This is a genomic window from Flavicella marina (assembly GCF_009193215.1).
GTDB lineage: Bacteria > Bacteroidota > Bacteroidia > Flavobacteriales > Flavobacteriaceae > Flavicella > Flavicella marina.
Genome location: NZ_VYVA01000001.1, coordinates 892248 through 918545 on the forward strand (window position 1 = coordinate 892248; position 26298 = coordinate 918545).

27 protein-coding genes are annotated in these 26298 nt (G+C 33.6%); 6 read left to right on the forward strand and 21 right to left on the reverse strand.

All coding sequences use genetic code 11. The features are described from left to right. The 6 genes from F6P99_RS03570 to F6P99_RS03595 form a co-directional block, all read right to left on the reverse strand. Entirely contained in the window at positions 1 to 1500 is a 1500-nt protein-coding gene (locus tag F6P99_RS03570) for a GH3 auxin-responsive promoter family protein (RefSeq protein WP_152286055.1), read from the reverse strand. Beyond that, entirely contained in the window at positions 1501 to 2958 is a 1458-nt protein-coding gene (locus F6P99_RS03575) for a M23 family metallopeptidase (protein ID WP_152286056.1), read from the reverse strand. A gap of 36 nt (positions 2959 to 2994) precedes the next feature. Beyond that, a complete protein-coding gene (nadD, locus tag F6P99_RS03580; protein ID WP_152286057.1) occupies positions 2995 to 3573 on the reverse strand; it encodes a nicotinate (nicotinamide) nucleotide adenylyltransferase in 579 nt (192 codons plus the stop codon). Positions 3574 to 3580: 7 nt separating this feature from the next. Beyond that, a complete protein-coding gene (gene gmk, locus F6P99_RS03585) occupies positions 3581 to 4153 on the reverse strand; it encodes a guanylate kinase (protein WP_152286058.1) in 573 nt (190 codons plus the stop codon). 22 nt (positions 4154 to 4175) lie between these two features. Then, the gene (locus F6P99_RS03590) at positions 4176 to 5033 is read right to left on the reverse strand and encodes a YicC family protein (RefSeq protein ID WP_193315996.1); all 858 of its coding nucleotides are present in this window, start codon (positions 5031 to 5033) and stop codon (positions 4176 to 4178) included. A 111-nt stretch (positions 5034 to 5144) separates the two neighbouring features. Then, entirely contained in the window at positions 5145 to 6038 is an 894-nt protein-coding gene (locus F6P99_RS03595) for a DMT family transporter (protein WP_152286059.1), read from the reverse strand. Between the two features lie 106 nt (positions 6039 to 6144). On the opposite strand from F6P99_RS03595, the gene F6P99_RS03600 reads away from it, so the two are divergent. Next, positions 6145 to 7179, forward strand: a complete 1035-nt coding sequence (locus tag F6P99_RS03600; protein ID WP_152286060.1) for a glycosyltransferase family 9 protein — start codon at positions 6145 to 6147, stop codon at positions 7177 to 7179. Positions 7180 to 7230: 51 nt separating this feature from the next. Here F6P99_RS03600 and F6P99_RS03605 read toward each other — a convergent pair whose 3' ends face one another. From F6P99_RS03605 to ric, 7 genes are all read right to left on the reverse strand, one after another. Then, entirely contained in the window at positions 7231 to 7824 is a 594-nt protein-coding gene (locus F6P99_RS03605; RefSeq protein ID WP_226913003.1) for a lipoprotein signal peptidase, read from the reverse strand. 78 nt (positions 7825 to 7902) lie between these two features. Continuing rightward, positions 7903 to 8286, reverse strand: coding sequence for a TraR/DksA family transcriptional regulator (locus tag F6P99_RS03610; RefSeq protein WP_152286061.1), 384 nt, complete (start codon positions 8284 to 8286; stop codon positions 7903 to 7905). A 4-nt stretch (positions 8287 to 8290) separates the two neighbouring features. Further along, entirely contained in the window at positions 8291 to 11695 is a 3405-nt protein-coding gene (gene ileS, locus F6P99_RS03615; RefSeq protein WP_152286062.1) for an isoleucine--tRNA ligase, read from the reverse strand. 160 nt (positions 11696 to 11855) lie between these two features. Next, positions 11856 to 13004, reverse strand: a complete 1149-nt coding sequence (locus tag F6P99_RS03620) for a DUF5929 domain-containing protein (protein ID WP_152286063.1) — start codon at positions 13002 to 13004, stop codon at positions 11856 to 11858. A 1-nt stretch (position 13005) separates the two neighbouring features. Further along, a complete protein-coding gene (locus F6P99_RS03625; RefSeq protein WP_152286064.1) occupies positions 13006 to 13761 on the reverse strand; it encodes an SDR family NAD(P)-dependent oxidoreductase in 756 nt (251 codons plus the stop codon). Between the two features lie 106 nt (positions 13762 to 13867). Continuing rightward, positions 13868 to 14779: a hypothetical protein gene (locus F6P99_RS03630; protein WP_152286065.1), complete on the reverse strand. Its 912-nt coding sequence runs from the start codon at positions 14777 to 14779 to the stop codon at positions 13868 to 13870. 134 nt (positions 14780 to 14913) lie between these two features. Beyond that, entirely contained in the window at positions 14914 to 15636 is a 723-nt protein-coding gene (gene ric / locus F6P99_RS03635; RefSeq protein ID WP_152286066.1) for an iron-sulfur cluster repair di-iron protein, read from the reverse strand. Positions 15637 to 15782: 146 nt separating this feature from the next. Between ric and F6P99_RS03640 the strand changes: the two genes are divergently transcribed. Both F6P99_RS03640 and F6P99_RS03645 read left to right on the forward strand, forming a co-directional pair. Further along, positions 15783 to 17285, forward strand: a complete 1503-nt coding sequence (locus F6P99_RS03640; RefSeq protein ID WP_152286067.1) for a carboxypeptidase-like regulatory domain-containing protein — start codon at positions 15783 to 15785, stop codon at positions 17283 to 17285. Positions 17286 to 17342: 57 nt separating this feature from the next. Next, entirely contained in the window at positions 17343 to 17693 is a 351-nt protein-coding gene (locus tag F6P99_RS03645; RefSeq protein WP_152286068.1) for a hypothetical protein, read from the forward strand. Here the strand turns inward: F6P99_RS03645 and F6P99_RS03650 are convergent. The 6 genes from F6P99_RS03650 to F6P99_RS03675 form a co-directional block, all read right to left on the reverse strand. Beyond that, on the reverse strand, positions 17690 to 18145 hold the full coding sequence (locus F6P99_RS03650; protein WP_152286069.1) for a CBS domain-containing protein: 456 nt from the start codon (positions 18143 to 18145) through the stop codon (positions 17690 to 17692). The genes F6P99_RS03645 and F6P99_RS03650 overlap by 4 nt on opposite strands. A gap of 134 nt (positions 18146 to 18279) precedes the next feature. Further along, complete coding sequence (pyk, locus tag F6P99_RS03655; RefSeq protein WP_152286070.1) at positions 18280 to 19734, reverse strand: pyruvate kinase; 1455 nt, start codon at positions 19732 to 19734, stop codon at positions 18280 to 18282. A gap of 2 nt (positions 19735 to 19736) precedes the next feature. Beyond that, complete coding sequence (locus F6P99_RS03660; RefSeq protein WP_152286071.1) at positions 19737 to 20222, reverse strand: IPExxxVDY family protein; 486 nt, start codon at positions 20220 to 20222, stop codon at positions 19737 to 19739. 137 nt (positions 20223 to 20359) lie between these two features. Continuing rightward, positions 20360 to 21100, reverse strand: coding sequence for a ribonuclease III (gene rnc, locus F6P99_RS03665; RefSeq protein ID WP_152286072.1), 741 nt, complete (start codon positions 21098 to 21100; stop codon positions 20360 to 20362). A gap of 7 nt (positions 21101 to 21107) precedes the next feature. After that, complete coding sequence (fabF, locus tag F6P99_RS03670; protein ID WP_152286073.1) at positions 21108 to 22358, reverse strand: beta-ketoacyl-ACP synthase II; 1251 nt, start codon at positions 22356 to 22358, stop codon at positions 21108 to 21110. 7 nt (positions 22359 to 22365) lie between these two features. Then, positions 22366 to 22602, reverse strand: coding sequence for an acyl carrier protein (locus tag F6P99_RS03675; RefSeq protein ID WP_152286074.1), 237 nt, complete (start codon positions 22600 to 22602; stop codon positions 22366 to 22368). 177 nt (positions 22603 to 22779) lie between these two features. On the opposite strand from F6P99_RS03675, the gene purN reads away from it, so the two are divergent. Both purN and F6P99_RS03685 read left to right on the forward strand, forming a co-directional pair. After that, on the forward strand, positions 22780 to 23340 hold the full coding sequence (gene purN / locus F6P99_RS03680; RefSeq protein ID WP_152286313.1) for a phosphoribosylglycinamide formyltransferase: 561 nt from the start codon (positions 22780 to 22782) through the stop codon (positions 23338 to 23340). Between the two features lie 44 nt (positions 23341 to 23384). Beyond that, positions 23385 to 24017, forward strand: coding sequence for a ribonuclease H1 domain-containing protein (locus tag F6P99_RS03685; RefSeq protein WP_152286075.1), 633 nt, complete (start codon positions 23385 to 23387; stop codon positions 24015 to 24017). A 70-nt stretch (positions 24018 to 24087) separates the two neighbouring features. Here the strand turns inward: F6P99_RS03685 and F6P99_RS03690 are convergent, their stop codons facing one another. After that, entirely contained in the window at positions 24088 to 25302 is a 1215-nt protein-coding gene (locus tag F6P99_RS03690) for an aminotransferase class V-fold PLP-dependent enzyme (RefSeq protein WP_152286076.1), read from the reverse strand. Between the two features lie 132 nt (positions 25303 to 25434). Here F6P99_RS03690 and F6P99_RS03695 point away from each other — a divergent pair, with 132 nt between their 5' ends. Then, complete coding sequence (locus tag F6P99_RS03695) at positions 25435 to 25779, forward strand: DUF6686 family protein (protein WP_152286077.1); 345 nt, start codon at positions 25435 to 25437, stop codon at positions 25777 to 25779. Here F6P99_RS03695 and F6P99_RS03700 read toward each other — a convergent pair. Next, positions 25776 to 26291 carry a DinB family protein gene (locus F6P99_RS03700; protein WP_152286078.1) on the reverse strand — a complete coding sequence of 172 codons (516 nt, stop codon included), beginning with the start codon at positions 26289 to 26291 and terminating at the stop codon, positions 25776 to 25778. The genes F6P99_RS03695 and F6P99_RS03700 overlap by 4 nt on opposite strands. Between the last annotated feature and the right edge of the window lie 7 nt (positions 26292 to 26298).

The window sequence follows — 26298 nt, forward strand, 5'->3', positions numbered from 1 at the left end:
TTATGCTGTCACTAAAAAATTTTCTAACACATCAGCAATTTTTCGGTTGTCTGATAATTGTGGAATTTTATTTTGACCACCAAACTTACCAATAGACTTCATATACTCATGAAAGCCTCCTTTTTTAACTTTGCTAATCACCAATGGTTTTAACACTTTTCCTTCAATCAAATCAAAATAATAGATATTTTGTTTTTGCATCGAATCGTCAATTTTTTTTGCAAAAGACTCCAAATCCTCTGGTTCATTTTCAAACTCAATAAACCATTGGTGGTAGGGTAACCCCTCAACTGGTGCCACTTGTGGTGCTACGGTAAACTCACTGATATTTACATCAGTATTTTCCATAGCGTCTTTCAATGCTTTTTCGACTTCTTTTCCAATCACGTGTTCTCCAAAGGCAGAAATAAAATGTTTGATTCGACCAGTAACTTTAATTCTATAAGGTTCTAATGTTGTAAACTCTATCGTATCACCAATATTATACCCCCACAAACCAGCAGTGGTATTCAAAATAATTACATAGTTCACACCCAATTTTACATCTTTGATTGATAATCGAGTAGGGTTTTCATTAAAAAACTCATCAGCAGGAATGAATTCATAAAACATACCACTGTTCAATTGCAACAACATACCGTCATGCTGCTGACTGTCTTGATATGCAATAAAACCTTCTGACGCAGGATACAACTCTATATAGTCTATTTTCTTACCAATCAGACTTTCAAATTTATTTTTGTACGGTTCAAAATTAACTCCACCATACACGAAAAAGTTAAATTTTGGAAACAACTCTGATACTGTTTTGCCTGTTTTTTCTTGTAATTTTTCGAAATACATTTGCACCCAAGAAGGGATTCCGCTAATCACTGTCATGTCTTCATTCTCCGTTTCTTCTACAATTGCGTCAACTTTGGTGTCCCAATCTTCAATGCAATTCGTCTCCCAACTTGGCAATCTATTTTTCTGAAGGTATTTAGGAACATAATGTGCAACAATACCACTCAACCGACCTAAACTAACTCCGTTTTTATCTTCCAAAATAGGGCTTCCTTGTAAAAAGATCATTTTACCATCTACAAAAGAGGCGTCATTTTTTTCTGCGATATAATGTAGCAAAGCATTTCTAGCCGCTGAAATATGCGTAGGCATCGATTCTTTCGTCAATGGGATGTATTTAGCACCAGAAGTAGTACCAGAAGTTTTTGCAAAGTACAAAGGTTTCCCCTTCCACAAGACATCTTTTTCACCAGCAACAACGCGATCTACATAGCTACGTAACCCTTCGTAATCTACAACCGGAACATTGGCCTTGAAATCTTCATAGGTTTTTATATTTTCAAAATTATGGTCTTTTCCAAAAGCGGTGTGCTTCGCTTCAGAAATCAAGTTTTGAAAAACTTTATCTTGCGTTTCAACAGGCTTTTTAGCCCATTTATATACTCGTTTTTGAACAAATTTTGCAAACGGAATTGCAAATGCTGCTTTTATACTCATCTATTCGAATTCAATAAAATTAGTTGGATTAACTGAATACCCTTGGTACCACATTTCAAAATGCAAATGTGGACCTGTACTATATTCTCCTGTTGAACCTGCCATAGAAATTACCTCTCCTGATTTCACCAAATCTCCTTGATTTCTATACAGTGTTTCGTTGTGTTTATAAACTGATACATATTTATTGGTATGTTCAATAATCACGACATAGCCTGTTTCTGCGTTCCATTCTGCAAATATAATAGTTCCATCAGCAACCGCCTTTACCCCAGTTCCTTTCGTCACTGCTACGTCTACTGCAAAATGTTTTTCTTTGACATCAAATCCATCAGTGATGATTCCTTTTACAGGTGCAAAAAATACTACATCATCTTTGTGGCTCGTTTCAAAATCAAACAAATTAAAACGATCTTGACGTTCTACCTCTTCTCTAAAAATAGAATCTTTACTAGATATTACAAGCGCTTCTTCGTCAGCTTTATCTACTTCTTTAAAAGGTTTTTCGTTGGCCAATTCTCCAATTTTCTTTTGTTGTTGTGCTACCAACTGAAATGTTAAACTGTCTATCACGGCTTCTTTGCTGAACAACGTTGCATTCAGTTGTGTCAACTCTTTTTCATGCAGTGCAACCAAGTTTTTTTCGTTTTCACGATATTCTTTTTCTAACAAGTTACGCAACTCTTTTTTCACTTGTTCTGTGTTTTTCTCCTGAGAAGAAATTGCTTTTTTATTATCTTTTGAAAGCGATTGCAAATTGTGTTTTGCTTCAATTTCTTTCAATGCCATTTGTTTATTTAAAGCTGATATCTGCTTGGTGTTATCAAGCAACTGTAGTTGTAATTTTTGAATAGAATCACGTTGTTGTTCAACAGTTGTTTCAAAAGAAAGCTTTAACTCTTCTAGATTTTTTTTATGAAGATCCTGCAGTGACACTTCAACACCTTGGTGTTTTTTCTGCAGTAAGTTCGTTTCATTTTTATAGTATGCTTTATAGGTACTATCCATCTCTTTTCGAACTTTAGCGATCAAAGATGCAATAGAATCGTTACGAACAGGAAATTTTAAATTTTCAGAGGATGCAGTTTCTAAGTTTTTGTACGGGAGATCAACATCAACTATGGTGTCTTCCCCCACTAAAATTGGACGCATTGCAGCTGTAAATTTTGTAAGTGTATTGACCTGAGCTTGCAACGAATCTACCTTATAAAACAGAAAGCTGGCTTGCTTTTTTAACTTAGTAGATGAGTATCCCGGGATGTATTCTTTGATTGGAGTAAATGCTATAATAAACACCGTAATTCCGACTAAAAGTATGCTAAAAACCCCACCAAATACAAAAACATTCAAACGAGTTAATTTAAACGAAAACCTCTCTTCAAATGAGGCCTCGTTTAAAACAACCAATCTAAATTTCTTGGTCAGTTTAGACTTTAATTTACTTTTTGTCTTTTTCATTCTTAAAACAAATATACTAAGTATGTGATTTAAAAATTATTTTTTGTAAAAATTCATTTCCTCCACATATTCCCATACGCTTTGCGGCAATAATGGTTGAATATTTTTGTTTGCCTTGATCATTTTTCTGATATGTGATGATGAAATCTCTACAATCGGTGCATCAATTTTGTGAATAGTATCTTTTGAAAAATCTCCATTTTTCTTTTTTTCAAAAACTCTTGGATACACATAAATATGATGGTTATTTACTATTTCTTCATGGTTTTTCCACTTGTGTAAACTCTGTAAATTGTCTTCACCCATGATCAAACTAAATTGATGCTTTGGGTATTTTTCTTGCACATGAACCAAGGTATTTATCGTGTACGATGGCTGTGGTAATTTGAACTCTATATCTGAAGGTTTGATGTTTTCGTATCCTTCTGTTGCTCGATATACCATTTCAAAACGTTGGTAATTATCTAAAAGTGTTGCCTTTTTTTTGAAAGGATTGTGCGGTGTTACAACCATCCAAACTTCATCCAAATCAGAATTCTCTACCATATGATTGGCAATAATCAAATGCCCGATATGAATAGGATTAAATGTTCCGAAATAAAGACCTACGTTCATTTTTTGATTATTTTTTGGTAAAATTTGCAATCATCTCAAAAGCATCTTTTTTTGCTACTTCCAAATCATCATTGACCAAAACAACATCAAAATCTTTGGCATAGCTAAGTTCTTTTTCTGCTTTTGCAACACGCTCAATAATTTTTTCTTCTGCATCTGTCTGACGGTGACGCAAACGTTTTTCCATTTCTTCTATTGAAGGTGGTTTTACAAAAACAGCCAATGTTTCCTCAGGAAATTGTTTTTTAATATTCAATCCACCAACCACATCAATATCGAAAACAACATGCTTTCCTAAACTCCAAATTCGCTCTAATTCAGACTTCAAAGTTCCATAGTAGGTATTCTCATAGACCTCTTCCCATTCTAAAAAAGCATCTTCATTTATTTTGGCTTTGAACTCATCAGGACTTAAAAAATAATAGTCCTTTCCGTTTTGTTCTTGTCCTCTAGGCTGACGTGATGTTGCAGAAATAGAAAAATCTAAAGACAATTCTTCTTGCGTTAATAAGTGTCTAACAATTGTCGTTTTACCCGAACCAGAAGGTGCCGAAAAAACAATCAGTTTTCCTTTTGCCATTTGTTTGTTTCTTACTTCTTTATTACAATATATTTAAAACTTGTTCTTTAATTTTCTCAAGTTCGTTTTTCATTTGCACCACTACCTGTTGCATGGTCGCATAATTTGATTTAGACCCGGTAGTATTGATTTCTCGACCAATTTCTTGAACGATAAACCCTAATTTTTTACCATCCGATTTTTGATTATTCAGCTCTTCTAAAAAATAGTCTAAATGATTCGCCAAACGAACTTTCTCTTCATTGATATCAAGTTTTTCAAGATAGTAGATCAACTCTTGCTCAAATCTATTTTCATCAATAGTAACTTTTAACTCATCAATTGCTTTTCTCAACCTATCTTTAACATGTGCCAAACGCTCTTCGTCAAGTTGTTCAATCTCCTGTAAAAATTCTTTTATATTTTCGATACGCTCTCTAAAATCAGCTTCTAAAGAATGTGCTTCATCTTTTCTGTATTGTACAATTTTCTCAATTGCTTCATCAATACCTTTATCAATTTCTTGCCATTCTGCTTCATCTACCTCTTCTCTAACTGTCTGTAGAGCATCTGGTAAACGCATGGCAATTTCTAAAAACTGAATCTCTTCTCCTTCTGACAATTCCTTCAACTCTTTGACATAACTCCCTACCACCGTTTTATTAATTACAGTTTGTGTTTCTTCACCAGTCATTTCAACATAGATTGAAAAATCTACTTTTCCTCGAACTAAATTAGATGCTAGTTTTTTTCGAATACCCAACTCTTTCTCTCTGTAATAAGAGGGCATACGAGTATTTAGATCTAAATTTTTACTGTTTAAAGACTTTACTTCGATGGTAATTTTTTTGGTTGGTAGCTGTAACACTGTCTTCCCGTAACCAGTCATGGATTGTATCATTGATTGCGTATAAAAATTACGCAAATTTACTGTTTTTATACTAGACTACCATCTCACCAAACACAAGATATTTGACAGAAAAAAGGCGCTAAGATCTATCTCAAATTTCAATTAATTTATTGGCTTCGCAGCAGGCTTTGTCACTAAATACACCCCTACACAAATAAGCAAAGTAGTACCTATTTTCACTGCCGATAAGGTATCACTTCCAACAAGCAAGGCATATAGAGAAGCAAAAACCGGATGCAAATACACAAAAACACTTACAGTAGTAGGTTTTAGTTCGGTTAATGCGAATAAATTAAACATGTAATTGATAAAGGTGGTAAACACAACAATAAAAATCAATTCGAAATAAATGTGATTCGGCATAGTTACCCAATCAATCAAAAACAATTCGGAATACGAAAACGGCAACACGATAAAAATACTAATTGTATACATCCATTTTATGATATGAATCGGGTTGTATTTTGCCAATAATTTTTTAACTACCACTAAATACAACCCAAAAAAAGCAGCATTTAAGAAAACATAAAAATTACCAAGTATAGAACCTGCACCCCCCTTTAAATCATGTTTATAGGTAATTAAAATATAGGCTCCAATAAGTCCGACCAACAAACCTATAATTTTTGTTTTGCTCAATTTTTCTTTTAAAAGTATGATAGAGAAGATAAAAACCATTAAAGGTGTCACTACAGCAATTGCCGAGGCCACAATAGGCAAAGCTGTATTCAATCCTTTATAAAAAAACAGCATATTCATACTCGTCCCCAACAATGCACAAAGCAACAAACGCGCATAATCTTTTGGCTGAATTTTCTGATTTTTTATAAAAAAACTAACCGCCCAAAACAAAGCAGCAGAGCCGATAACCCTAAAAAATATCAAAGCATAGGGTAGTATATATAGTGGCATTACATCTTTGGCAACGGTATATGAAACACCATAAATAATGGCTGTTGAAAAAGCTGCAAATAGTGCTAAAAGACGTAAGTTCATTTACTGATATTTTTAATACAAAGATGCGTACTATTTTTGTGATGTGTTATATTTATTTGAATACTTTCTAGCAAATAATGTACTTTTACTGACAACAATTTCAACTATGGAAAACAAGAAACACCTCTTAGTTATTCGTCTATCAGCAATGGGCGATGTTGCGATGACAGCTATTGTAATCAAAGCGTTTGTAGCACAAAACAAAAACGCAAAAATCACTGTGCTCTCAAGAGCTTTTTTAAAGCCTATTTTCGATGACATTCCGAATGTTGACTTTTATGTTGCCGACACTAACGGAAGACACAAAGGTGTTTTTGGTATCTATAAATTGTATCGAGAACTAAAAAAACTTCAAATTGATGCCGTTGCTGACTTACATAATGTAATGCGCTCTAAACTTTTAACCTTGTTTTTTACAGGTACTAAAAGTGCGACACTAAACAAAGGTCGTGCAGAAAAAAAAGCTTTAACCTCCCTAAAGAACAAAATATTCAAACCTTTGAAAAGCACTCACGAACGTTATGCTGATGTGTTTAGAGCTTTAGGGTATGAATTAGACCTCTCTAAAACTGCTTTTTCTAAACCTAAATCTTTAAACGACTCATTAAAATCTATCATCGGAAATACGACAAAAAAACTTGTTGGTATTGCTCCTTTTGCACAACACAACAGCAAAGCATACCCTTTAGATTTGATGGAGCAAATCATAAAAAAACTCTCAGAAAAAGAGAATAATACTATTTTATTATTTGGGGGTGGAGCGAAAGAAGTAGATGCATTGTCTACAATTGCCAATCGATACAAAAACACCATTTGCATCGCAGGAAAAATAAAACTGAAAGAAGAATTATTACTTATCTCAAATTTAGATTGTATGCTGAGTATGGATTCTGGAAACGGTCATTTTTCTGCACTTTATGGCGTACCAACAGTGACGCTGTGGGGAGGAACACATCCTTATGCTGGTTTTACACCTTTTAACCAACCAAAAGAAAATTCATTTATTCCTGATTTAAAAAAGTATCCTCATATCCCTTACACTGTTTACGGAAACAAAATGCTTGAAGGATATGAGGATGCTATGAGAACTATTGAACCAGAAAAAGTTTGCAATAGAATTAATAAAATAATCTCGGCATAATCACTAAAACTAACGATAGTAGAAACTTCTAAAGCTTATCCCTAATACATCTTATGCTTCTTTCGGAAAAATTTTATTCCCAAAAAAGATTAAAATACCAACACCAATCGTAATAGCTGAATCTGCTACATTAAAAATGGCATTGAAAAATGTAAAGTTTTTACCTCCGAATTTAGGAATCCAAGTTGGTAAAATTCCTTCCCAAATCGGAAAGTAAAGCATATCAACTACTTTTCCATGAAAGACCTTACCATAAGGATCTGATGAAAAAAGTGATGCAATTTGATAATTAGAATGATCAAAAATAACTCCGTAAAAAACAGAGTCAATAATATTCCCTAGCGCTCCTGCAAATATCAAAGCAACTGCTACAACCAATAGAGAATGAGCATTTTTCTTCACAGAAATATACAACCAATAACCTATTCCAACGATCGCACACAAACGGAACAATGTTAGAAACAACTTACCAGTTTCACCTCCAATTTCAGCACCCCAAGCAGCTCCATTGTTTTCAATAAAATGAATTCTAAACCAATCGAAAACATAAATCTCTTCACCCAACATAAAATTAGTTTTGATCCAAATTTTGCTGATTTGATCGATTGCCAAAACTGCTATAATTAACAAGATTGCTTTTTTCAAAATAGGTATATTTTTATACAAAACAACTTCTCTATTTCACAATAAAGAAGTTGTTTCTAAAATTATTAGTGCGAAAATTTACGATTGTTTCTTTTTCGCTTCAATACTCAAAGTGGCATGAGGAACTAATTTCAAACGTTCTTTTTGAATCAGGTTTCCTGTTACTCTACACACTCCGTATGTTTTATTTTCAATACGCAATAAGGCATTTTTCAAATCACGAATAAACTTTTCTTGACGAATTGCCAATTGTACGTTTGCTTCTTTTGCCATTGTTTCAGCTCCTTCTTCAAAAGCTTTAAACGTTGGTGAAGTATCGTCTGTACCGTTGGTACTATCATTTTTATATGCATCGTTCAAGATGTCTAAATCTTCTTGCGCTCTTGCAATTTTCTTTAAAATGATTTCTTTGAATTCATTTAAATCATCTTCTCCGTATTGTACTCTTACGTTTTCTTCCATAGTTTTAGTTTTTACTAATCAGCAATTTGCTCTTGATATCATCAAATTCAATCTCTACACCTTCAGAAATTGATGCAGCAAACTCTAATGAGTCAGTTAGCGTTTCTGTTTTGATGTAAGCTTCGTTTTCTAACACTGCTTCTTTTAAAACAGCATTGTCTTCGATAGATAATTGAATTTTATCCGTAACCTCAAACCCTGAATCTTTACGAATATTCTGGATGCGATTGATCAACTCTCTCGCAATTCCTTCTTTCTTAAGTTGCTCACTTATAGTAACATCCAAAGCTACAGTTAAGCCTCCTTGATTTGCAACCAACCAACCTTCAATATCTTGTGAAGAAATCTCCACTTCATCTGTGGTTAAATCTACAAATTTTCCATTTATTTCTAAAGAAATTTTTCCATCTTTTTCAAGTGTTGCAATATCTTCTTGTGTGAATTTTTGCACTGCAGCACCCACAAAACGCATGTCTTTACCATACTTAGGCCCTAGCACTTTAAAGTTTGGCTTGATGTTTTTTACCAAAATTCCAGAAGCATCGTCAATCAACTCAATTTCTTTAACATTTACCTCTGAAATAATCAAATTCTGAATTGCCAAAATATCTTCGCGATCTCTTTCGTCTAAAATCGGAATCATAACGCGTTGCAATGGCTGTCTAACCTTGATCATTTCTTTTTTACGCAACGACAATACCATAGAAGAAATCTGTTGCGCCTTTTGCATTTTTCTCTCTAACGTTTCATCAATAGATGCTTCGTTAGCAACAGGAAAGTCATCTAAATGAATTGATTCTTGACCCGCACCTACAGCGTTCGATAAATCTTTGTACAAGTTGTCCATAAAGAAAGGTGCAATTGGAGCTCCTAACTTAGCTACAGTAATCATACAAGTATACAATGTTTGGTATGCAGATATTTTATCATGCTCATACTCTCCTTTCCAGAAGCGTCTTCTACTCAAACGAACGTACCAGTTACTCAAGTTCTCAGTAACAAAATCTTGAATTGCTCTTGCGGCTTTTGTTGGCTCGTATGCTGCGTAAAATTTATCTACATTCTTAACCAAAGTATTTAATTCTGACAACACCCATCTATCTATTTCTGGTCTGTCTGCAATTGCAATATCAGCTTCAGCATAACTAAAGTTATCTAAATTAGCATATAATGAGAAGAACGAATAGGTATTGTAAAGCGTTCCGAAAAACTTTCTACGCACCTCGTCGACACCATCTAAATCAAATTTCAAGTTATCCCATGGATTTGCATTCGCAATCATGTACCAACGCGTAGCATCTGGTCCATATTTATCCATGGTAGCAAAAGGGTCAATTCCGTTTCCTAAACGTTTCGACATTTTTTTACCGTGCTTGTCTAATACCAAACCATTCGAAACAACATTTTTATAAGCAACAGAATCGAAAACCATTGTTCCGATGGCGTGCAAGGTATAGAACCAACCACGTGTTTGATCTACTCCTTCAGCAATAAAGTCTGCTGGAAAAAACTTATTGTTATCAATCAGTTCTTTATTTTCAAAAGGATAGTGCCATTGTGCATACGGCATTGACCCTGAATCGAACCAAACATCAATCAAATCAGACTCTCTTTTCATCGGTTTCCCTGATGGAGATACCAATGTGATTTGATCAACAATATTCTTATGTAAATCTATTTTATCGTAGTTCTCTTCAGACATATCACCTACCACAAAGTCAGCAAATACATCTTTCGACTCTACTCCTGCCTCGATGGCTTTGTTGATTTCTGTTTTCAATTCTTCAACCGAACCAATCAAAATCTCTTCAGCTCCATCTTCTGTTCTCCAGATTGGCAGAGGAATTCCCCAATAACGCGAACGAGATAAGTTCCAATCATTAGCATTTTTCAACCAGTTTCCGAAACGACCTTCACCTGTTGATTTAGGTTTCCAGTTGATTGTTTCGTTTAAGTCGAACATCTCATCTCTTTTCTCGGTTACTTTTACAAACCAAGAATCTAGTGGATAATACAAAACAGGCTTATCTGTTCTCCAACAATGCGGGTAACTGTGCTTGTATTTTTCTACGTTAAATGCTTTATTTTCTTCTTTTAATTGAATGGCAATTTCTACATCTACAGATCTATCTGGAGCTTCACCATCATTATAATACTCGTTTTTCACATATTTACCAGCATAGGGTCCAACATGTGATGTAAATTTCCCTTGCAAATCTACTAACGGAATTGGATTCTCATTTTCGTCTAACACTAGCATTGGTGGAACTTCTGGAGTAGCTTGTTTCGCTACCAAAGCATCATCTGCACCAAATGTAGGAGCTGTATGCACGATACCTGTACCATCTTCTGTTGTAACAAAATCACCCGAAATTACTCTAAATGCATTTTCAGGATTTTGATAGGGCAATGCGTATGGCAATAATTGCTCGAATTTTGAACCTACCAACTCTTTTCCAACATAAGCGTCAACTATTACAAAAGGTATTTTTTTATCTCCTTTTGCGTAATTAGACAATTCCGATTCGTTTTCTACCGCAACGAATTTTTTTCCGAATTGTTTGCCTACCAAAGCTGTTGCTAGAATTACAGTTATTGGCTCAAACGTATATTGATTGAAAGACTTTACTGCAACATATTCAATTTTTGGCCCTACTGTCAATGCCGTATTCGAAGGCAAAGTCCATGGAGTTGTGGTCCAAGCTAAGAAATGTACATCACCATCTAAATTTTGTAATTTTTCTGGCAAGGTGTTTTTTACCGCCTTGAATTGTGCCACGATAGTTGTATCTGTAACATCTTGGTAAGCACCTGGCTGATTGATTTCATGAGAACTCAAACCTGTACCAGCTTTTGGAGAATACGGTTGAATTGTATATCCTTTGTACAACAGATTTTTCTTGTACAACTGAGACAACAACCACCAAACAGATTCCATATATTTAGGCTTGTAAGTAACATATGGATCTTCCATATCTACCCAATACCCAATTCTTTCTGTTAGGTTATTCCAAACATCGGTATATTTCATCACCGCTTTTCTACACGCATCGTTGTATTCTTCGATAGAAATTTTAGTACCGATATCTTCTTTGGTAATTCCTAATTCTTTCTCAACACCTAATTCAACAGGCAATCCGTGCGTATCCCATCCTGCTTTTCGTTGTACTTTGAAACCTTTCATCGTTTTGTAACGCGGAAAAATATCTTTGATCGTTCGACCGATAACATGGTGAATACCTGGCAAACCATTTGCAGATGGTGGACCTTCAAAAAACACATAAGGTTCTTTTCCTTCTCTACTGCTAATACTCTTTTGGAAAATATCGTTTTCCTTCCAAAATTTTAGCGTTTCATCTGCTACATTTGTTAAACTTAAGCCTTTGTATTCTCTAAATTTAGCACTCATTTTTTGTTGAATTCAATTGAGTTGCGAAAATACATATTTTCTGTGAGATTTTACAAGCATTTTTATGTTAAGAAACCACAAGTTAAAAAGCTCAAAATGAGGACTTATCATTCTTACCAGAACAAATAAAAAAAGAGTCGATCGCAAAAATTACAGAAATTTATTTTTGAACATCATATTTCACTTTTCTAAGCAGACGCATCGCATCTTTGTAGGCAATATAACTGGTTTTATCTGTTAAATTTTTCAAATAAACACTCGCTTTTTGCAATTGAGATTTTGCTTCAACAAAACCATTAAGTGAACAAATTACATAGGTAATCGGAAAATCTTTAAACACCTCCAATTCAAAATCTGATAGTGAAACCTCTGAAAGCACTTTTTCAAGTACAATTTCATTCTGAGCATAAACCTCTTTTAAGTTTTTAGGATCGAATTTTGGAGACTGAAACAAAAACTCCGTAACAATTTTATAAGTACCATTTTCATTAAAATGAATGACTGTTTTTTCGAGCGGGTATTTTTTTAAATCATCAAAAATCCCCAAATACACATATTCGGTTATGATAAAAGAATCTTTGTTTATTTGAATAGAAACGATGTCTAAATCAGAATAAAACAAACGCACTTGTTCTTTGATCAATTCGATATCTACTCGAGAATAATACACCTCTCCATCAATTATTTTTTTCTCTCCTGCCCAACAAAGCACAAAGTACTCCTTGAACACCACATATGTTGGGTGACATTTTTTTGGATGTTGTTTGATAAAATCAAAAACACCATTTAGTGTCAACTCAATCGTATCACTAGAATTTTTTTCTAATTTTTCTACCAACTCTTTATTGTTACTTCGTAAGACAAAACCATCTTTTGTTGGTGTTGATGCACTTCCTTTTCTAAAGAAAGCCATTCCCTTATTGTATTTCCAATAATTTTTTTTGAGAGAAGAGAGTTTGTTGGTTGGCATAATAGTAACCAAGCCAACTACCTTATGACGTTGTAATCGTGGAAAAGAAATATTCTCGTATTTGATTGTTGGAGGATGCACCAAGCAAGAATTGATCAAATCTTGAATACGACTATCATCAAAAAAATCTACTCCGATAATTTTATTTCCTTCATCTTCAATCCCAACAACTATATAAGAATTGTTCTCTGGATTTGAGTTTGAAAGCGCACAAATGTGCTTTAAAAATTTTGCTTTACCTTCTTTGGATTCTAAATCAATCTTTAACTTTTTATCGTAAAAACTATTCTCATCGTTATGATTTAATAGATTTCTGATAAGCAGTCGTTTGTTGATCATCTCAAAATTCTTTATGAATTTGTGTTCCTGAAGCCTGTGCAGTTGGTAATATTAAAATATCAGAAATATTTACATGGTAGGGTCGAGAGACTACAAAATAAATTAAATCAGCAATATCGTCTGCAGTTAGAGCCTGAAAACCTTTGTATACTTCATCTGCTTTATTTTTATCTCCTTTAAAACGGACTGTTGAAAATTCAGTATCTACTAAACCCGGGTGTACAGCAGAAACACGAATTCCGTATTTACTTAAATCCATTCGCATTCCTTGGTTCAAGGCCTCAACAGCATGTTTGGTCGCACAATAAACATTACCGCCTTCGTAGACATATTTAGACGAAATAGAACCGATGTTTATGATTTGACCCGATTTTCTCTTTACCATGTTCGGACTTATGGCCTTGGTAACATACAAAAGTCCTTTGATATTACTATCAATCATGTTATCCCAATCATCGGTATCACCAGAAAACACAGGTGCCAAACCATGTGCATTCCCAGCGTTATTTATTAAAATATCAATGTCTTGAAATTCCTTAGGAAGGGAATTTATCGCATTAAAAACTGCATTTTTATCAGCGACATCAAAATTTAATATCTGTACTTCAGTCGTTTTAGACAGTTCGATAGCTAAATTTTGCAAACGCTCTAACCTTCTACCGCAAATAACCAATCTTATCTTGTGTTTGGCAAAAATTTCGGCGGTTGCTTTTCCGATTCCCGAGGTTGCACCTGTAATAAATGCTGTTTTTTTCACTTTAAAAAATTTAAGTTAAAGGTATAAAAAAAACCATCCCCAAGCGGTGACGGTTTTTTTATTTTTGATTGGATAACCACAACCAACCAAAATCAACTAACCAAACTTAATATGAAATTTTATTTATTTTTTGTCTTTTTATTTTTGTTCGCTTTCGCGTTTGTTTTTCTTTTGTTTTAGCATCTTTTAAATACTGAATAAAATAATCACCTTCAAAGGTATAGGTTGTTCCGGATGCTATGTGAAACAACTCTACAAGATTATCACTTTTCACTACGAGCTCAAAAGTTTCTTTGTTAATTCTATCATAACCAAGAGTTAAAATTTTTAAATTTTCAAACCCATTCACATCAAAAACTTCGTAACCACCTTCGTAATTCCAAATAACAGAATCAATATTCGTGCCAATTCGTGAATTTGAAGAATAAAATTTTCTATTGTCTTCTGAAGTGAATTTTAAAAAATTCTCAGTATCGAATTCATTTAACTCACCAGCTATACTAGTTTCAACCTTATTCCATATTTCAAAGTCTTGCAAGAGGTATTCAATATTCTCATAAAACAACTTATCGAAATCAAATTCATTTCTATTATAACCGATCAAATAATAGCTTGTATTGGTTGGTGCGTGGTACATTTCAATTTCATTTTCTCCGAACTGTCTAATTTCGAAAGCTGCAATTCCGTCGAGCTCGTGATTAGCAACCAACAAATTTCTTTCAAAAGAATAATCACCGATATGAATGCCGTACCCACCACCTTGAGCTCCGATTCCTGAAATATTATTATTGGCAAACATTCTACCCCTGCTAAAAGACAAAGTAAACGCCAATTGCATAAATGGTATTTGATCTGAGCCTTGTGTTGCATGATAATCTACATACCATAAATCATAGGCTTCTACAAAATCGGCCGGCAAGGCCTCTTCGTAATATTCATCGGTAAAATCCGTAATAATACAAGAACTGAATAGCAAAGTAATCGCTAATAAGGAAAAAGTAATTTTTAGAAATCTCATAAGCATTAGGTTTTTGTTCAGTAAAGAACACCCAAAGTTTATGCCAAAAAAAATCAAGGGTAAGAACAACTAAAAAAAAACCCATAGAGACTCTTCTCTATGGGCAACTTTCTAAAGCTCAATTTAGGGGTAAATTATAGTATGTTTTTCTCTAATTTTTTAGCTTTTGGATGTAAAATATTATTTTCAAGATGTACATGTTGATGTAAATCTTGTTCAAATTCTTCTAATTTACTATACAGGGCTTTAAATGTGTTGCAAGCTTCTTTTGGTGGTGTGTAGTTGTTTGTTAATACTGCTATTTTCTTAAAGATATCCCCAGCATTTTCATGTTCTTGCTCCATTACCTCGATAGGATTTTGAACTGTTTGAAATTGAGGTTTTGAAAAAACTGCTTCTCCTTTTTCAACCTGAACTAGATATTTAACATAAGGAAATAATATATTTTCTTCTTTTTGCAAATGAAACGTTAACTCTTCTGCTACTTCTCGAAATAATGCTTTGATCTCCAACAGTTCTGTATAATGATGTCCGTGTACTTTTGCTACTTTATTTACATATTGTTGCAATACCACAATCGACTCTCGAACGTAACTATGATGAATATTAATTATATGATCAATTAAAAAATCTAAACTCCAACTGCTATAATTTTCTGCTCGGTTTTTTATTTTTTCAACATTTTCAAGCGCAAGTAGTAAATCATTGTATACAATATTATTTTTTTCACAAACTCTCTCTAAAGACACTCCCCCTCCACAACAAAAATCTATTCCATGTTTTTTAAATACATCTGCTGTTTTGATATTATTAGTTACGATAGCTGCCACAGTACTTTCTTTCGTTATTGTTAACATATTGCTTATATTTTAAATTAAGACTAATTAATCTTTTATTGTGCGAATATAGATAAAAATTAAACTTTTAACACCTTAATAAAGAAAAAAAGATTCCTATTATTTTATTTATAAGTAACTTTCCTCTAGTAAAAAAATCGCTTTCAATGAACATCTCTTATTTCAAAAACATCAACTTGACTGTATTGGTCTTTATTTCGTTGACACTACAATCACAAACAAACAGTGAACTATTTGAAGGACAAGTTTTAGATACCGATAGCAAAGCTGGGTTGCCTTATGTAAGTGTATTTATTAAAAAAAATCAGGCAGGAACCATCACTAACGAACAAGGTACTTATCAATTAGACATCTCTAATTTATCCGCTATAGACACAATTAGCTTTCAATTTATCGGATACAAAACGAAAAATATAACTCTAGAAAAATTAAAATTTCAAAAAAACATCTCGCTAGAAACCGATGTCTTTACTATTGACGAGGTTATCATTAGCAACAAAAAAATTGATCCTGAAGACATCGTAAAAAATGTCTTAAAAAACAAAGAACAGAATTTTTACCAGAAAGAAAGAAAAAAAGAAGTCTTTATCAGAGAACGATACATAACAGATGTCAACAAAATTGACTTAATCTACAAAAAAAGCACGATCGAAGAACTCAATGAAGAGGCATTAAAAAATTTCGAAAAAAACACTCCAAAAAATTCAACTTCCTATTTCGATTTTTTAGGTGAATTATACCTTAATTCTACCAAAAAAAGTACTGAAATAAAAATGAACCCAATAAAAGCTACAGAGCTTCAGTCGAAAGATTTAGCAGAATTAGACCAATACAAAAAAGTATTTACAGAGCTATTTTCTAATACTGGAGAAAAAGAATATTGGAAAATAAAAAGTGGAATTTTTGGTGAAAAAATTGATGTTTCAAATGAAACTTCAAAAGAAAAAGATACTACTTACAATGACAAAATTGAGAGCAGACCATTATCGTATTTCAAATACCAAATCAATGAAAAATCTAAATACGCCTCTTTAGAGGATAAAGATTTATGGGAGTTTTTACACAAAACAAATAGATACGAATTTACCCTTGAAGGAACCACAACCATACATAAAGAAAGTGTTTACAAAATTTCATTTACACCTAAGCGAAAAGGTTTGTTTGAAGGAACGCTGTATATTACAACAGACACCAATGCACTATTGAAAGCCACATATCAATACAGTGCTGGAAAAACAGGAAAAGATTTCAATCTTTTTGGTGTAGGATATACCGAATCAGATTTCAATGGCTCTATCTATTTTGAAAAAAAAGACAGTTTATACAGCCTAAAATATTTTACATTCAACAAAAAATACAACATTCGAATCGACAGAAAAATAGCATTGCAAAAAAAGAAAGATCGATTTCTATTTGACAAAAAATTGAAAGAGCTGAAAATTGGACTAAACCTAAATTTAACCATACAAGAAGCTATGGAGTATTTCAGTATCAACAGCACAACCATAAACCCTAAAACATTTGAAGATTATAAAGAACCTGAAAATTTTGATGTGATTCACATCGATCAATTCGATGAAAAAATATGGAAAGGATATCATATTATCGAACCAACAAAACAACTAAAAACATATAAAAAACTGCAATAACAGTAAAGCTTTCGATAATTTCAATTTTTGTATCTTAGATAGTCAACAAAAGTAACTATGAAAAAAAACTGTTTAGAATGTAACGAAGAATTTATCGGTAGATCAGACAAAAAATTCTGCTCTGATTATTGCAGGAACTCCTACAACAATAAGGTTGATGCTGAGTCTAAAAACATGATTCGAAACATCAATAATCGATTGAAAAAAAATTATAAGGTACTTAGTAAACTAAATACCACAGGAAAAACAAAAATCCCTAAATCAAAATTAATTGATGAGGGATTCTATTTTCAATATTTTACGAGTATCTATAAGACAAAAACCGGAAACACCTATAATTACATCTACGACCAGGGATACTTAACACTGGAAAACGATATGTTTTTGTTGGTAAAAAAAGAGTCTTAAGAATCTTTCAAGGCCAATGCCGCTTTTAATACATCTCTACGACTTATTTGCCCTACTAACTCTCCATTGTCTAAAACTGGAAAACGTTTCCTTTTAGACTTATAAAACAACGTCGCAACTTCAAAAATAGACATGTCAGAGGTAATTGTTTCAACATCTTTTACCATATGATCTTCAACCTTTACATCGTTCATCGGCACGTTATAATATCCGCTCTCTGCAATTTGCTTCATGCAGTCACCTTCAGAAATAATCCCTAATAATTGATTGCTATCGTTCACCACCGGACCACCCGAGATTTTATTCTTAATCAACAACTCCATTACCTCTAAAACAGACTGATCTGCTCGAAAAGTAATTAATTTTGTGGTCATATATTTAGAAACAAAAATCTTATCTGTGTAATCTTTTTCTTCTTTTGTAGTCGGTGCTTTAAAGTTCTTTATTGCCATGTGGTTATTGTTTTTAGTAGTTAAAATCTTGAAGTGCTTCCTTTTAACCTCTCTAATATATAAATTTATTCATAAAAAAAAAGCGTCTTCAAATATATTTTGAAAACGCTTTAATAAGTTTATAATTCTGAGAATTATTTGATCTGACTTACTCTTATCGTGTTTGTCATCCCTTGTTCTTCAACTGGAGTTGCATTTAAGTTGATTACATGATCTCCTTTTTCTAAGAAACCATACTTCATTGCAATCTCATTAACTTCGTTAATAGTATCAATTGTAGAAGCATCACTACTATAATACTTCGCTTTAACACCATAGTACAAGTTCAACATTGCCAATACTCTTTTATTTGGTGAGTATGCCAAAATATGAGAGTGTGGTCTTAATGCAGAAATTTGCACTGCTGTATATCCTGAATATGTAACCGTAGAAATCGCTTTCGCATCAATATTATCAGCCAACAAAGCAGCTTGGTAACAAATTCCATTTGAAATAAAACGCTCAGGATCATTCAATACTGGAGCAATTCTCGGTACTTGAATTAACGGAGAGTGCTCACAACTTGTAATGATATCACGCATCTTTCTAATTACCTCGATCGGATAAGCACCTACAGACGTTTCACCAGATAACATTACTGCATCTGCACCATCCATAATTGAATTGGCTACATCATTTACCTCGGCTCTAGTTGGAACTTGATTTTCAATCATCGTTTCCATCATTTGTGTAGCAATAATAACTGGCTTCTTAGCTTCTTTTGCTTTTTTAACCAACATTTTTTGTACCAATGGAACCTCTGCCATAGGAATCTCAACACCTAAATCTCCACGTGCTACCATTAAAGCATCTGTGTTAGCAATAATTGCATCAATGTTTTCAATTGCCTCTGGTTTTTCAATTTTTGACACAACTCTTGTTCTGTATTCAGACGTATCAGAATTCTCTTCGATTAGTTTATGAATATCATCTAAATCTGCAGGGTTACGGACAAAAGACAATGCCATCCAATCTACTTTTAATGACAAAGCAAAGATTGCATCTTTTACATCTTTTTCAGTCAATGCAGGTAAAGAAATAGCCGTATTTGGTAAGTTCACACCTTTTTTAGATTTCAATGGACCACCACGTAATACTTTAGTAGTTACATTTTCTTTTCCATCAGTTGCAGTTACTTCGAACAACAACTTTCCATCATCTACTAAAATTTGCTCACCTACTTTTACATCGATAGGAAAGTTTTCATACGTCATAAACGCTTTTTCTTGCGTTCCAACAGGTAAATCAGCAGTTGTAAATGTAAACACATCACCAACGGCTAACTCAACACCCTCTTGCATTACACCTACTCTAAGCTTAGGTCCTTGTAAATCTGCTAAACAGGCAACATGAAAACCTAATTCATCGTTCAACTCTCTAATCGTGTTTACCATTCTAGTAACCTCGTCATAGTCAGCATGAGAGAAGTTAATTCTAAACACATTCACACCTGAAACCATAAGGTTTTTCAGCATTTCTTTTGGATTCTCACAACTGTTAATTGCTGGTCCAAGCGTAGCAACGATTTTTGTCTTTTTACTTTTTAACATACTTAAATAATTAAAAAATCTTTCGATTTTAGTGTTGTTATGTCTATCTTATAGGAGGTCATAACTTGCTCCATTTTGTTTATTGCTCCTATGGTATCATGCACCAAATAGGGAGCGTAATCTCCTTCTATTTTCACTAAATAATCCGTGTTTTTTTTCTCCGGAATTAAATAGCTAGTTCTGTTTACTGTTTCATTAATCAATCCAAACAATCCATTTTCAATAGGCGTTGTTGAAGTACCATGATATTTGTTTTCTATCAAATACCAATCCACATCTTGTGACTCATCTTGATAACTAAACACAGAAAAACATGCTTTTTGAGACTTGTCTTCGACAATTAGTGAGTCTTTCGATTTTGTAAAAGAGGTTTGCAAACTCTTATTCAAAAGATACGCCAATTTGTAATCTGGCAAACTCGTATGTATGCTAATCAATGTAAAATTTGAGTCTTCAAAATCATCTATTTCTAACGAATGAATCTGCATATAAACAAATGGTTTTATTAAGACATCAACAGTGTAAAAACATGTAAAAAACACAGGTTTTTACAAAACAAAACTTCGGCTAAGTTACTTATAATTTAGAGCAAGTTAAAATAAACATACGAAAACGTTGTAGCCATTTAGAGCACACTCTTTATTTCATCCTGGTAAATAAAATAAATTCTTTTCGAAGCTATTTCTTCGGCTTTTTTCTTTGAGGTAGCTCTTCCTTTCGAAATCACCTTACCATTTACAATCAATCGAACACTGTAGTGTCTTACTGTTTCGTTACCTGAATCTTCATAAGTCTCAAATTCCAATTTCTTTTTGGTTTTCTGACACCATTCGATGATCAACCCTTTGTAGCTAGTAATTTTATTCTCTAAAGCCGGTATATCTACATAAGAACTAATCACTCTTTTATCGATAAATTTTTCACAATATCGATACCCGCGATCTAGATAAATAGCGCCAATTAAGGCTTCAAAAATATTTCCGTAAATATTTTGTCCCATCCTGTTTTTAGAGATCGTACTTTTCACAAAACTGATAAGCCCTAGCTCTTTACCAAGTGAGTTTAAATTATTTCGGCTAACAATCTTAGACCTCATTTGAGTTAGATACCCTTCGTTCCCATCAGGTACCATTTTAAATAAAAAAGCAGCGATAATTGACCCCAACATGGCATCACCTAAAAACTCCATCCTTTCATAATTAATCGGATTACCATTTTCATCTAATACTTTTACAGATCGATGAATAAAGGCTGTTTTATAGAAATCGATGTTTTTAGGACGAAACCCTAATAGTTTTTTTAACGCAGCATAAAATTCCTCATCACTTTTCTCTTGAGGTTTTATTATGTTGCGAATAAACTTCAAATGTTATTTAGTCAATTTTTTTAATCAACACACATGCATTGTGTCCACCAAACCCAAAAGTATTACTCATAGCTACTTTGATATCTCTTTTTTGAGCTGTATTCAAAGTAAGGTTTAGTTTTTCATCAATACGCTCATCGTTTGTATGATGATTGATTGTTGGTGGTACAATTCCGTGTTTCATAGACAAGATAGTTGCAATTGCTTCAATTGCTCCAGCCGCACCCAATAAATGCCCTGTCATAGATTTAGTAGAATTGATATTGATGTTGTATGCTTTTTCACCAAACACATCTTTGATTGCTTTTGTTTCGGCAATATCTCCAAGCGGAGTAGATGTTCCGTGTACGTTAATTGCATCAATATCATCTAGAGAAACTCCAGCATCTTTGATACAGTTCAACATTACATTTTTAGCCCCTAATCCTTCTGGATGCGGTGCTGTTAAGTGATGTGCATCAGCAGAAAGTCCTGCTCCACCAATTTCAGCATAAATTTTTGCGCCACGTGCTTTGGCGTGTTCGTATTCTTCTAAAATTAAAGCTCCTGCTCCTTCTCCCATTACAAAACCTTCACGGTCTTTATCAAATGGTCTTGAAGCTGATTGTGGATCATCATTTCTAGTAGAAAGTGCATGTAAGGCATTGAATCCTCCCATACCTGCTTGAGTTATTGCTGCTTCTGAACCTCCAGAAACGATAACATCAGCATATCCTAAACGGATGTAATTTAAAGCGTCTATAATTGCATTAGCTGAAGAAGCACATGCAGAGACTGTAGTAAAGTTTGGCCCTCTATAGCCATGTTTGATAGAGATCATTCCCGGTGCAATATCTGCAATCATCTTTGGAATAAAGAAAGGGTTAAATTTCGGAGTTCCATCACCTGCTGCGTATTCCATCACTTGTTGTTCAAATGTATCAATACCACCGATTCCGGCTCCCCAAATAACACCTACTCTATCAACGTCAATATTCTCAGAAGTAAGACCAGCATCAGCTATAGCTTCGTCAGATGCTACCATAGCATACTGCGTAAACTTATCCATTTTTCTAGCCTCTTTTCTGTTGATGAATTGGTTGACGTCGAAGTCTTTTAATTCACAAGCAAAACGAGTCTTGAACTTGGCAGCATCAAAATTAGTAATTGGTCCAGCACCGCTGACACCATTTACTAGTCCATTCCAATATTCTTCAATATTATTTCCGATCGGCGTCAATGCACCAAGTCCAGTTACTACTACTCGCTTTAATTCCATAAAAGTCTTACTTTTTTGCTTCTTCTATATAGCTTACTGCTTGTCCAACAGTTCCAATGTTTTCTGCTTGATCATCTGGGATTTGAATTGAAAATTCTTTTTCAAATTCCATAATTAATTCAACCGTATCTAAAGAATCAGCTCCTAAATCGTTAGTGAAGCTCGCTTCGTTAGTTACTTCATTTTCGTCAACGCCTAATTTATCAACGATGATCGCTTTTACTCTTGATGCAATGTCTGACATAATTTTTTATTTTAAATTTTAAATCGTGGCAAAAATAATAAACTTTCAATTAAAAAAGCATTTTACCACAAAAATGTGCTTACTAAAATAAAAAATAATCTTTAATATTTTGATTATCTTGGGCTAATGTTAATATTTATTGTTTCTTTTGTAGTTTAATTTTCTTTTATATTTATGATGAAAAGACTAGTAATTCTCGCATCTGGCTCTGGTAGCAATGCCGAAAACATTATACGATATTTTCAAAATAGTGACTCTGTTAAAGTTACCTCTGTAATTAGCAACAGAAAAGAAGCTAAAGTGCTCGAAAGAGCTAAAAATTTAGGTATTTCTCATACTTATTTTCCTAAAAAAGCATTTTTAGAAGACGAAATCGTCTTAAAACACCTAAAAGAAAATGCCGATTTTGTTATTCTAGCAGGTTTTCTTTTAAAAGTACCTCAAAACATTGTAGCGGCTTTCCCAGATAAAATCATCAATATTCATCCGGCATTGCTTCCTAAATACGGAGGAAAAGGAATGTATGGTATGAATGTTCATACTGCAGTAAAAGAAGCTGGGGAAACAGAAACTGGTATTACCATTCATTACGTCAATGAAAACTATGACGAGGGGGCTATTATTTTTCAAGCCAAAACTGCCGTAGCAACAACTGATACTCCGGAAGACATTGCCAACAACATACACAAATTAGAACACGCTAATTTTCCGAAGGTAATCGAAGAAGCAATTTTATAAATTTTTAACTACACTCACCCTTCGACAAGTGCAGGGTTCGAAATATGGCAAAAAAATATTATGTTGTTTGGGAAGGAAAAAAAAGAGGAATCTTTACCTCTTGGAATGCTTGCAAAAAAAGTATTGATGGATTTCCCGGTGCAAAATACAAGTCATTTGCCGACGAAGCACTAGCTAAAAAAGCACTGCAAGGTAGTTACGAAGAGTACAAAGGTACCAACACCAAAAAGAAAGAACTATCTGCAGAAGAAAAAAAAGCATTCGGAAAACCAATTTTAAACACCATTGCTGTTGATGCTGCATGTAGCGGTAACCCTGGACTGATGGAATACCGCGGAGTCGCAACAAGTACGGGAACACAACTTTTTATTCAAGGTCCTTATACATCTGGTACTAATAATATAGGAGAGTTTTTAGCCCTTGTGCATGGTTTGGCATGGTTGCAACAAAAAAAACAACCTGCAATGCCTATTTATTCTGACTCTAGAATTGCAATTTCTTGGGTAAAACAACAGAAATGCAAAACCAAACTTCCCTTAAATAAAGACACACAAGTTTTATTTGATTTGATAAAAAGAGCGGAAACATGGTTGAAAAACAACCGTTACCAAAATCCTATTTTAAAATGGGAAACCAAAGCTTGGGGTGAAATTCCTGCTGACTTTGGCCGTAAATAGTAGCTAGCCACTTTTAAGTAGCTCACTCAGATGTGAAGTTATCTATGATAAAAATGAGTTTATTTTTTAATTATGATAACATCATTTTGGCTTTTTTCACTGCTTCAATAAATACATCTATTTCTTCTTTTGTATTATAAAAAGCAAACGAAGCTCTCACCGTTCCTGGGATATCATAATAATTCATGATTGGTTGTGCACAATGATGACCAGTTCTCACAGCTACTCCTAATTTATCCAAAATACTACCTACATCAAAAGGGTGTACTCCTTCTAAATTAAAAGAAATTACGGCAGCTTTATTTTCAGAGGTTCCGTAAATTTTGATTCCATCAATCTCCAACAATTTTTCCGTACCATACTGAAGTAACTCATCTTCATATGCAGCAATTTCATCAAAACCTATGGCATTCATATAATCTAAAGCAACTCCAAATGCAATACCACCTGCGATGTTTGGTGTACCTGCTTCAAATTTATGAGGCAAACCAGCATAGGTAGTTTTTTCAAATGTAACCGTCTCAATCATTTCTCCACCTCCTTGGTATGGTGGCAATTTATTCAACCATTCTTCTTTACCATACAATACTCCAACTCCTGTTGGCCCACATAATTTATGCGCGGAAGCCACATAAAAATCGACCCCCATGGCTTGAACATCAGGTTTGATATGCGGACATGCTTGCGCACCATCAATCAATACAGCTGCTCCAACAGCATGTGCTTTGTCAATAATTTCTTGAACTGGATTGATCGTTCCTAATGCATTTGAAATATGATTGCTAAAAACTAATTTTGTTTTATCTGACAACAAAGAATCGTACACATCCATTTGCAACTCACCTTCCTCATTAAATGGAATTACCTTTAAAACCGCACCTGTTCGCTCACACAACATTTGCCAAGGCACTATATTCGAGTGATGCTCTAAAGCAGATACTATAATTTCGTCGCCCGCTTTCAAAATGTCTGTAAAACCTGTAGCCACTATATTGATACTATGCGTTGTACCCGCAGTTAAGATAATCTCGTAAGATTTGTTTGCATTGAAATGCTTTTGCACCTTTAACCTTGCCTGTTCGTATGCATCTGTAGCAACCTGACTCAAAGTATGTACACCTCTATGGATATTCGCATTGATTTTTGAATAATAGTCTACAATTGCATCAATCACCACTTGTGGCTTTTGGCTCGTAGCTGCATTGTCAAAATACACCAATGGTTTCCCGTTTACTTTTTCATTAAGAATCGGAAAATCTGCTCTTATTTTTTGAATATCCTTCATAGTTCTACTAATTTGAACTGCAAAAATACAACAGGAAATACTTTTGACCTATTTTAACAAACAAAAATAACTTTTTATTTAGATTAAATAAAAATAGTGATTATATTTGTTTTGAAGAAATAACGCACCCTCATGAAATCAGAAACACAAATACTCAATATTACAACAAATGGTATCATATCAAAAAAACCCAGCATCGGGACTTATGAAATTGTTTTTAAAAACATGGCATTCACATTTACCCATAACGGATATCATGAGTTCACCAACTATATCATCGATTTAAAAGAAATGTTAGAAGAACACAAATCATGCACAAATTGTAAATGTCATGAAATTGAAATTCCAACCGGAAACAAAAGTTTAAAGCTCATATTGACCTATGCCGAACTCCAAGAATTAGAAGATTTGTTTGCATCAAATTCATACCGAATAAATTTAGTCAACCGATTGGAATACGGATTCTCTTTGAACTAGTTTGGTTTGAAATACCTTTCTTTTAAAATATTGATATGGTGTATAGGATGACCTACGATTACAAACCCTAATGCCAACACAGATATTTTCTTGAAACTCATCCCGTCTTTAAAAAGCATTTCATCTGAAAAGCTTTTAAAAAGAGATATCGTAGCTTTTCTTACCTCAACAAACTCTTCGAGTAAATCATCTATTGATCTCTCATTACTTGTCGTGTTTTGAGCGTATGAATTTTCATCAAATCCAGGTATCACATTTTTGTCTCCTCTAGCAAAAGCCAAGGCTCTATTTGCTTGAATTCTTTCTGTATCAATACAATGTTGTAACAAATCTTTTGGAGTCCATTTTCCGGGTTGATATGCATAGTCTTGAAACTTTATTAACTGAGGTTTAATGACTTTAAAAATGTCAATCGTTGTTTCTAATTGTTCTAATAAATCTATATCTGCATCTGCTAGATTGATATACCTATCAAAAAACTCAGGCATAAATTTTAAATCTTTAATTTTCATATTAAAT

Coding starts and splice junctions, on each gene's coding strand:
- F6P99_RS03590 (WP_193315996.1), bottom strand. CDS start 5,033: ATGATACAATCCATGACTGGTTACGGGAAGACAGTGTTACAGCTACCA.
- F6P99_RS03640 (WP_152286067.1), top strand. CDS start 15,783: ATGAACATCTCTTATTTCAAAAACATCAACTTGACTGTATTGGTCTTT.
- F6P99_RS03650 (WP_152286069.1), bottom strand. CDS start 18,145: ATGGCAATAAAGAACTTTAAAGCACCGACTACAAAAGAAGAAAAAGAT.
- purN (WP_152286313.1), top strand. CDS start 22,780: ATGAAAAGACTAGTAATTCTCGCATCTGGCTCTGGTAGCAATGCCGAA.
- F6P99_RS03575 (WP_152286056.1), bottom strand. CDS start 2,958: ATGAAAAAGACAAAAAGTAAATTAAAGTCTAAACTGACCAAGAAATTT.
- ileS (WP_152286062.1), bottom strand. CDS start 11,695: ATGAGTGCTAAATTTAGAGAATACAAAGGCTTAAGTTTAACAAATGTA.
- F6P99_RS03595 (WP_152286059.1), bottom strand. CDS start 6,038: ATGAACTTACGTCTTTTAGCACTATTTGCAGCTTTTTCAACAGCCATT.
- F6P99_RS03675 (WP_152286074.1), bottom strand. CDS start 22,602: ATGTCAGACATTGCATCAAGAGTAAAAGCGATCATCGTTGATAAATTA.
- F6P99_RS03600 (WP_152286060.1), top strand. CDS start 6,145: ATGGAAAACAAGAAACACCTCTTAGTTATTCGTCTATCAGCAATGGGC.
- F6P99_RS03690 (WP_152286076.1), bottom strand. CDS start 25,302: ATGAAGGATATTCAAAAAATAAGAGCAGATTTTCCGATTCTTAATGAA.
- F6P99_RS03620 (WP_152286063.1), bottom strand. CDS start 13,004: ATGATCAACAAACGACTGCTTATCAGAAATCTATTAAATCATAACGAT.
- F6P99_RS03630 (WP_152286065.1), bottom strand. CDS start 14,779: ATGAGATTTCTAAAAATTACTTTTTCCTTATTAGCGATTACTTTGCTA.
- F6P99_RS03645 (WP_152286068.1), top strand. CDS start 17,343: ATGAAAAAAAACTGTTTAGAATGTAACGAAGAATTTATCGGTAGATCA.
- fabF (WP_152286073.1), bottom strand. CDS start 22,358: ATGGAATTAAAGCGAGTAGTAGTAACTGGACTTGGTGCATTGACGCCG.
- nadD (WP_152286057.1), bottom strand. CDS start 3,573: ATGAACGTAGGTCTTTATTTCGGAACATTTAATCCTATTCATATCGGG.
- F6P99_RS03700 (WP_152286078.1), bottom strand. CDS start 26,291: ATGAAAATTAAAGATTTAAAATTTATGCCTGAGTTTTTTGATAGGTAT.
- F6P99_RS03570 (WP_152286055.1), bottom strand. CDS start 1,500: ATGAGTATAAAAGCAGCATTTGCAATTCCGTTTGCAAAATTTGTTCAA.
- ric (WP_152286066.1), bottom strand. CDS start 15,636: ATGTTAACAATAACGAAAGAAAGTACTGTGGCAGCTATCGTAACTAAT.
- F6P99_RS03695 (WP_152286077.1), top strand. CDS start 25,435: ATGAAATCAGAAACACAAATACTCAATATTACAACAAATGGTATCATA.
- pyk (WP_152286070.1), bottom strand. CDS start 19,734: ATGTTAAAAAGTAAAAAGACAAAAATCGTTGCTACGCTTGGACCAGCA.
- gmk (WP_152286058.1), bottom strand. CDS start 4,153: ATGGCAAAAGGAAAACTGATTGTTTTTTCGGCACCTTCTGGTTCGGGT.
- F6P99_RS03685 (WP_152286075.1), top strand. CDS start 23,385: ATGGCAAAAAAATATTATGTTGTTTGGGAAGGAAAAAAAAGAGGAATC.
- F6P99_RS03660 (WP_152286071.1), bottom strand. CDS start 20,222: ATGCAGATTCATTCGTTAGAAATAGATGATTTTGAAGACTCAAATTTT.
- F6P99_RS03610 (WP_152286061.1), bottom strand. CDS start 8,286: ATGGAAGAAAACGTAAGAGTACAATACGGAGAAGATGATTTAAATGAA.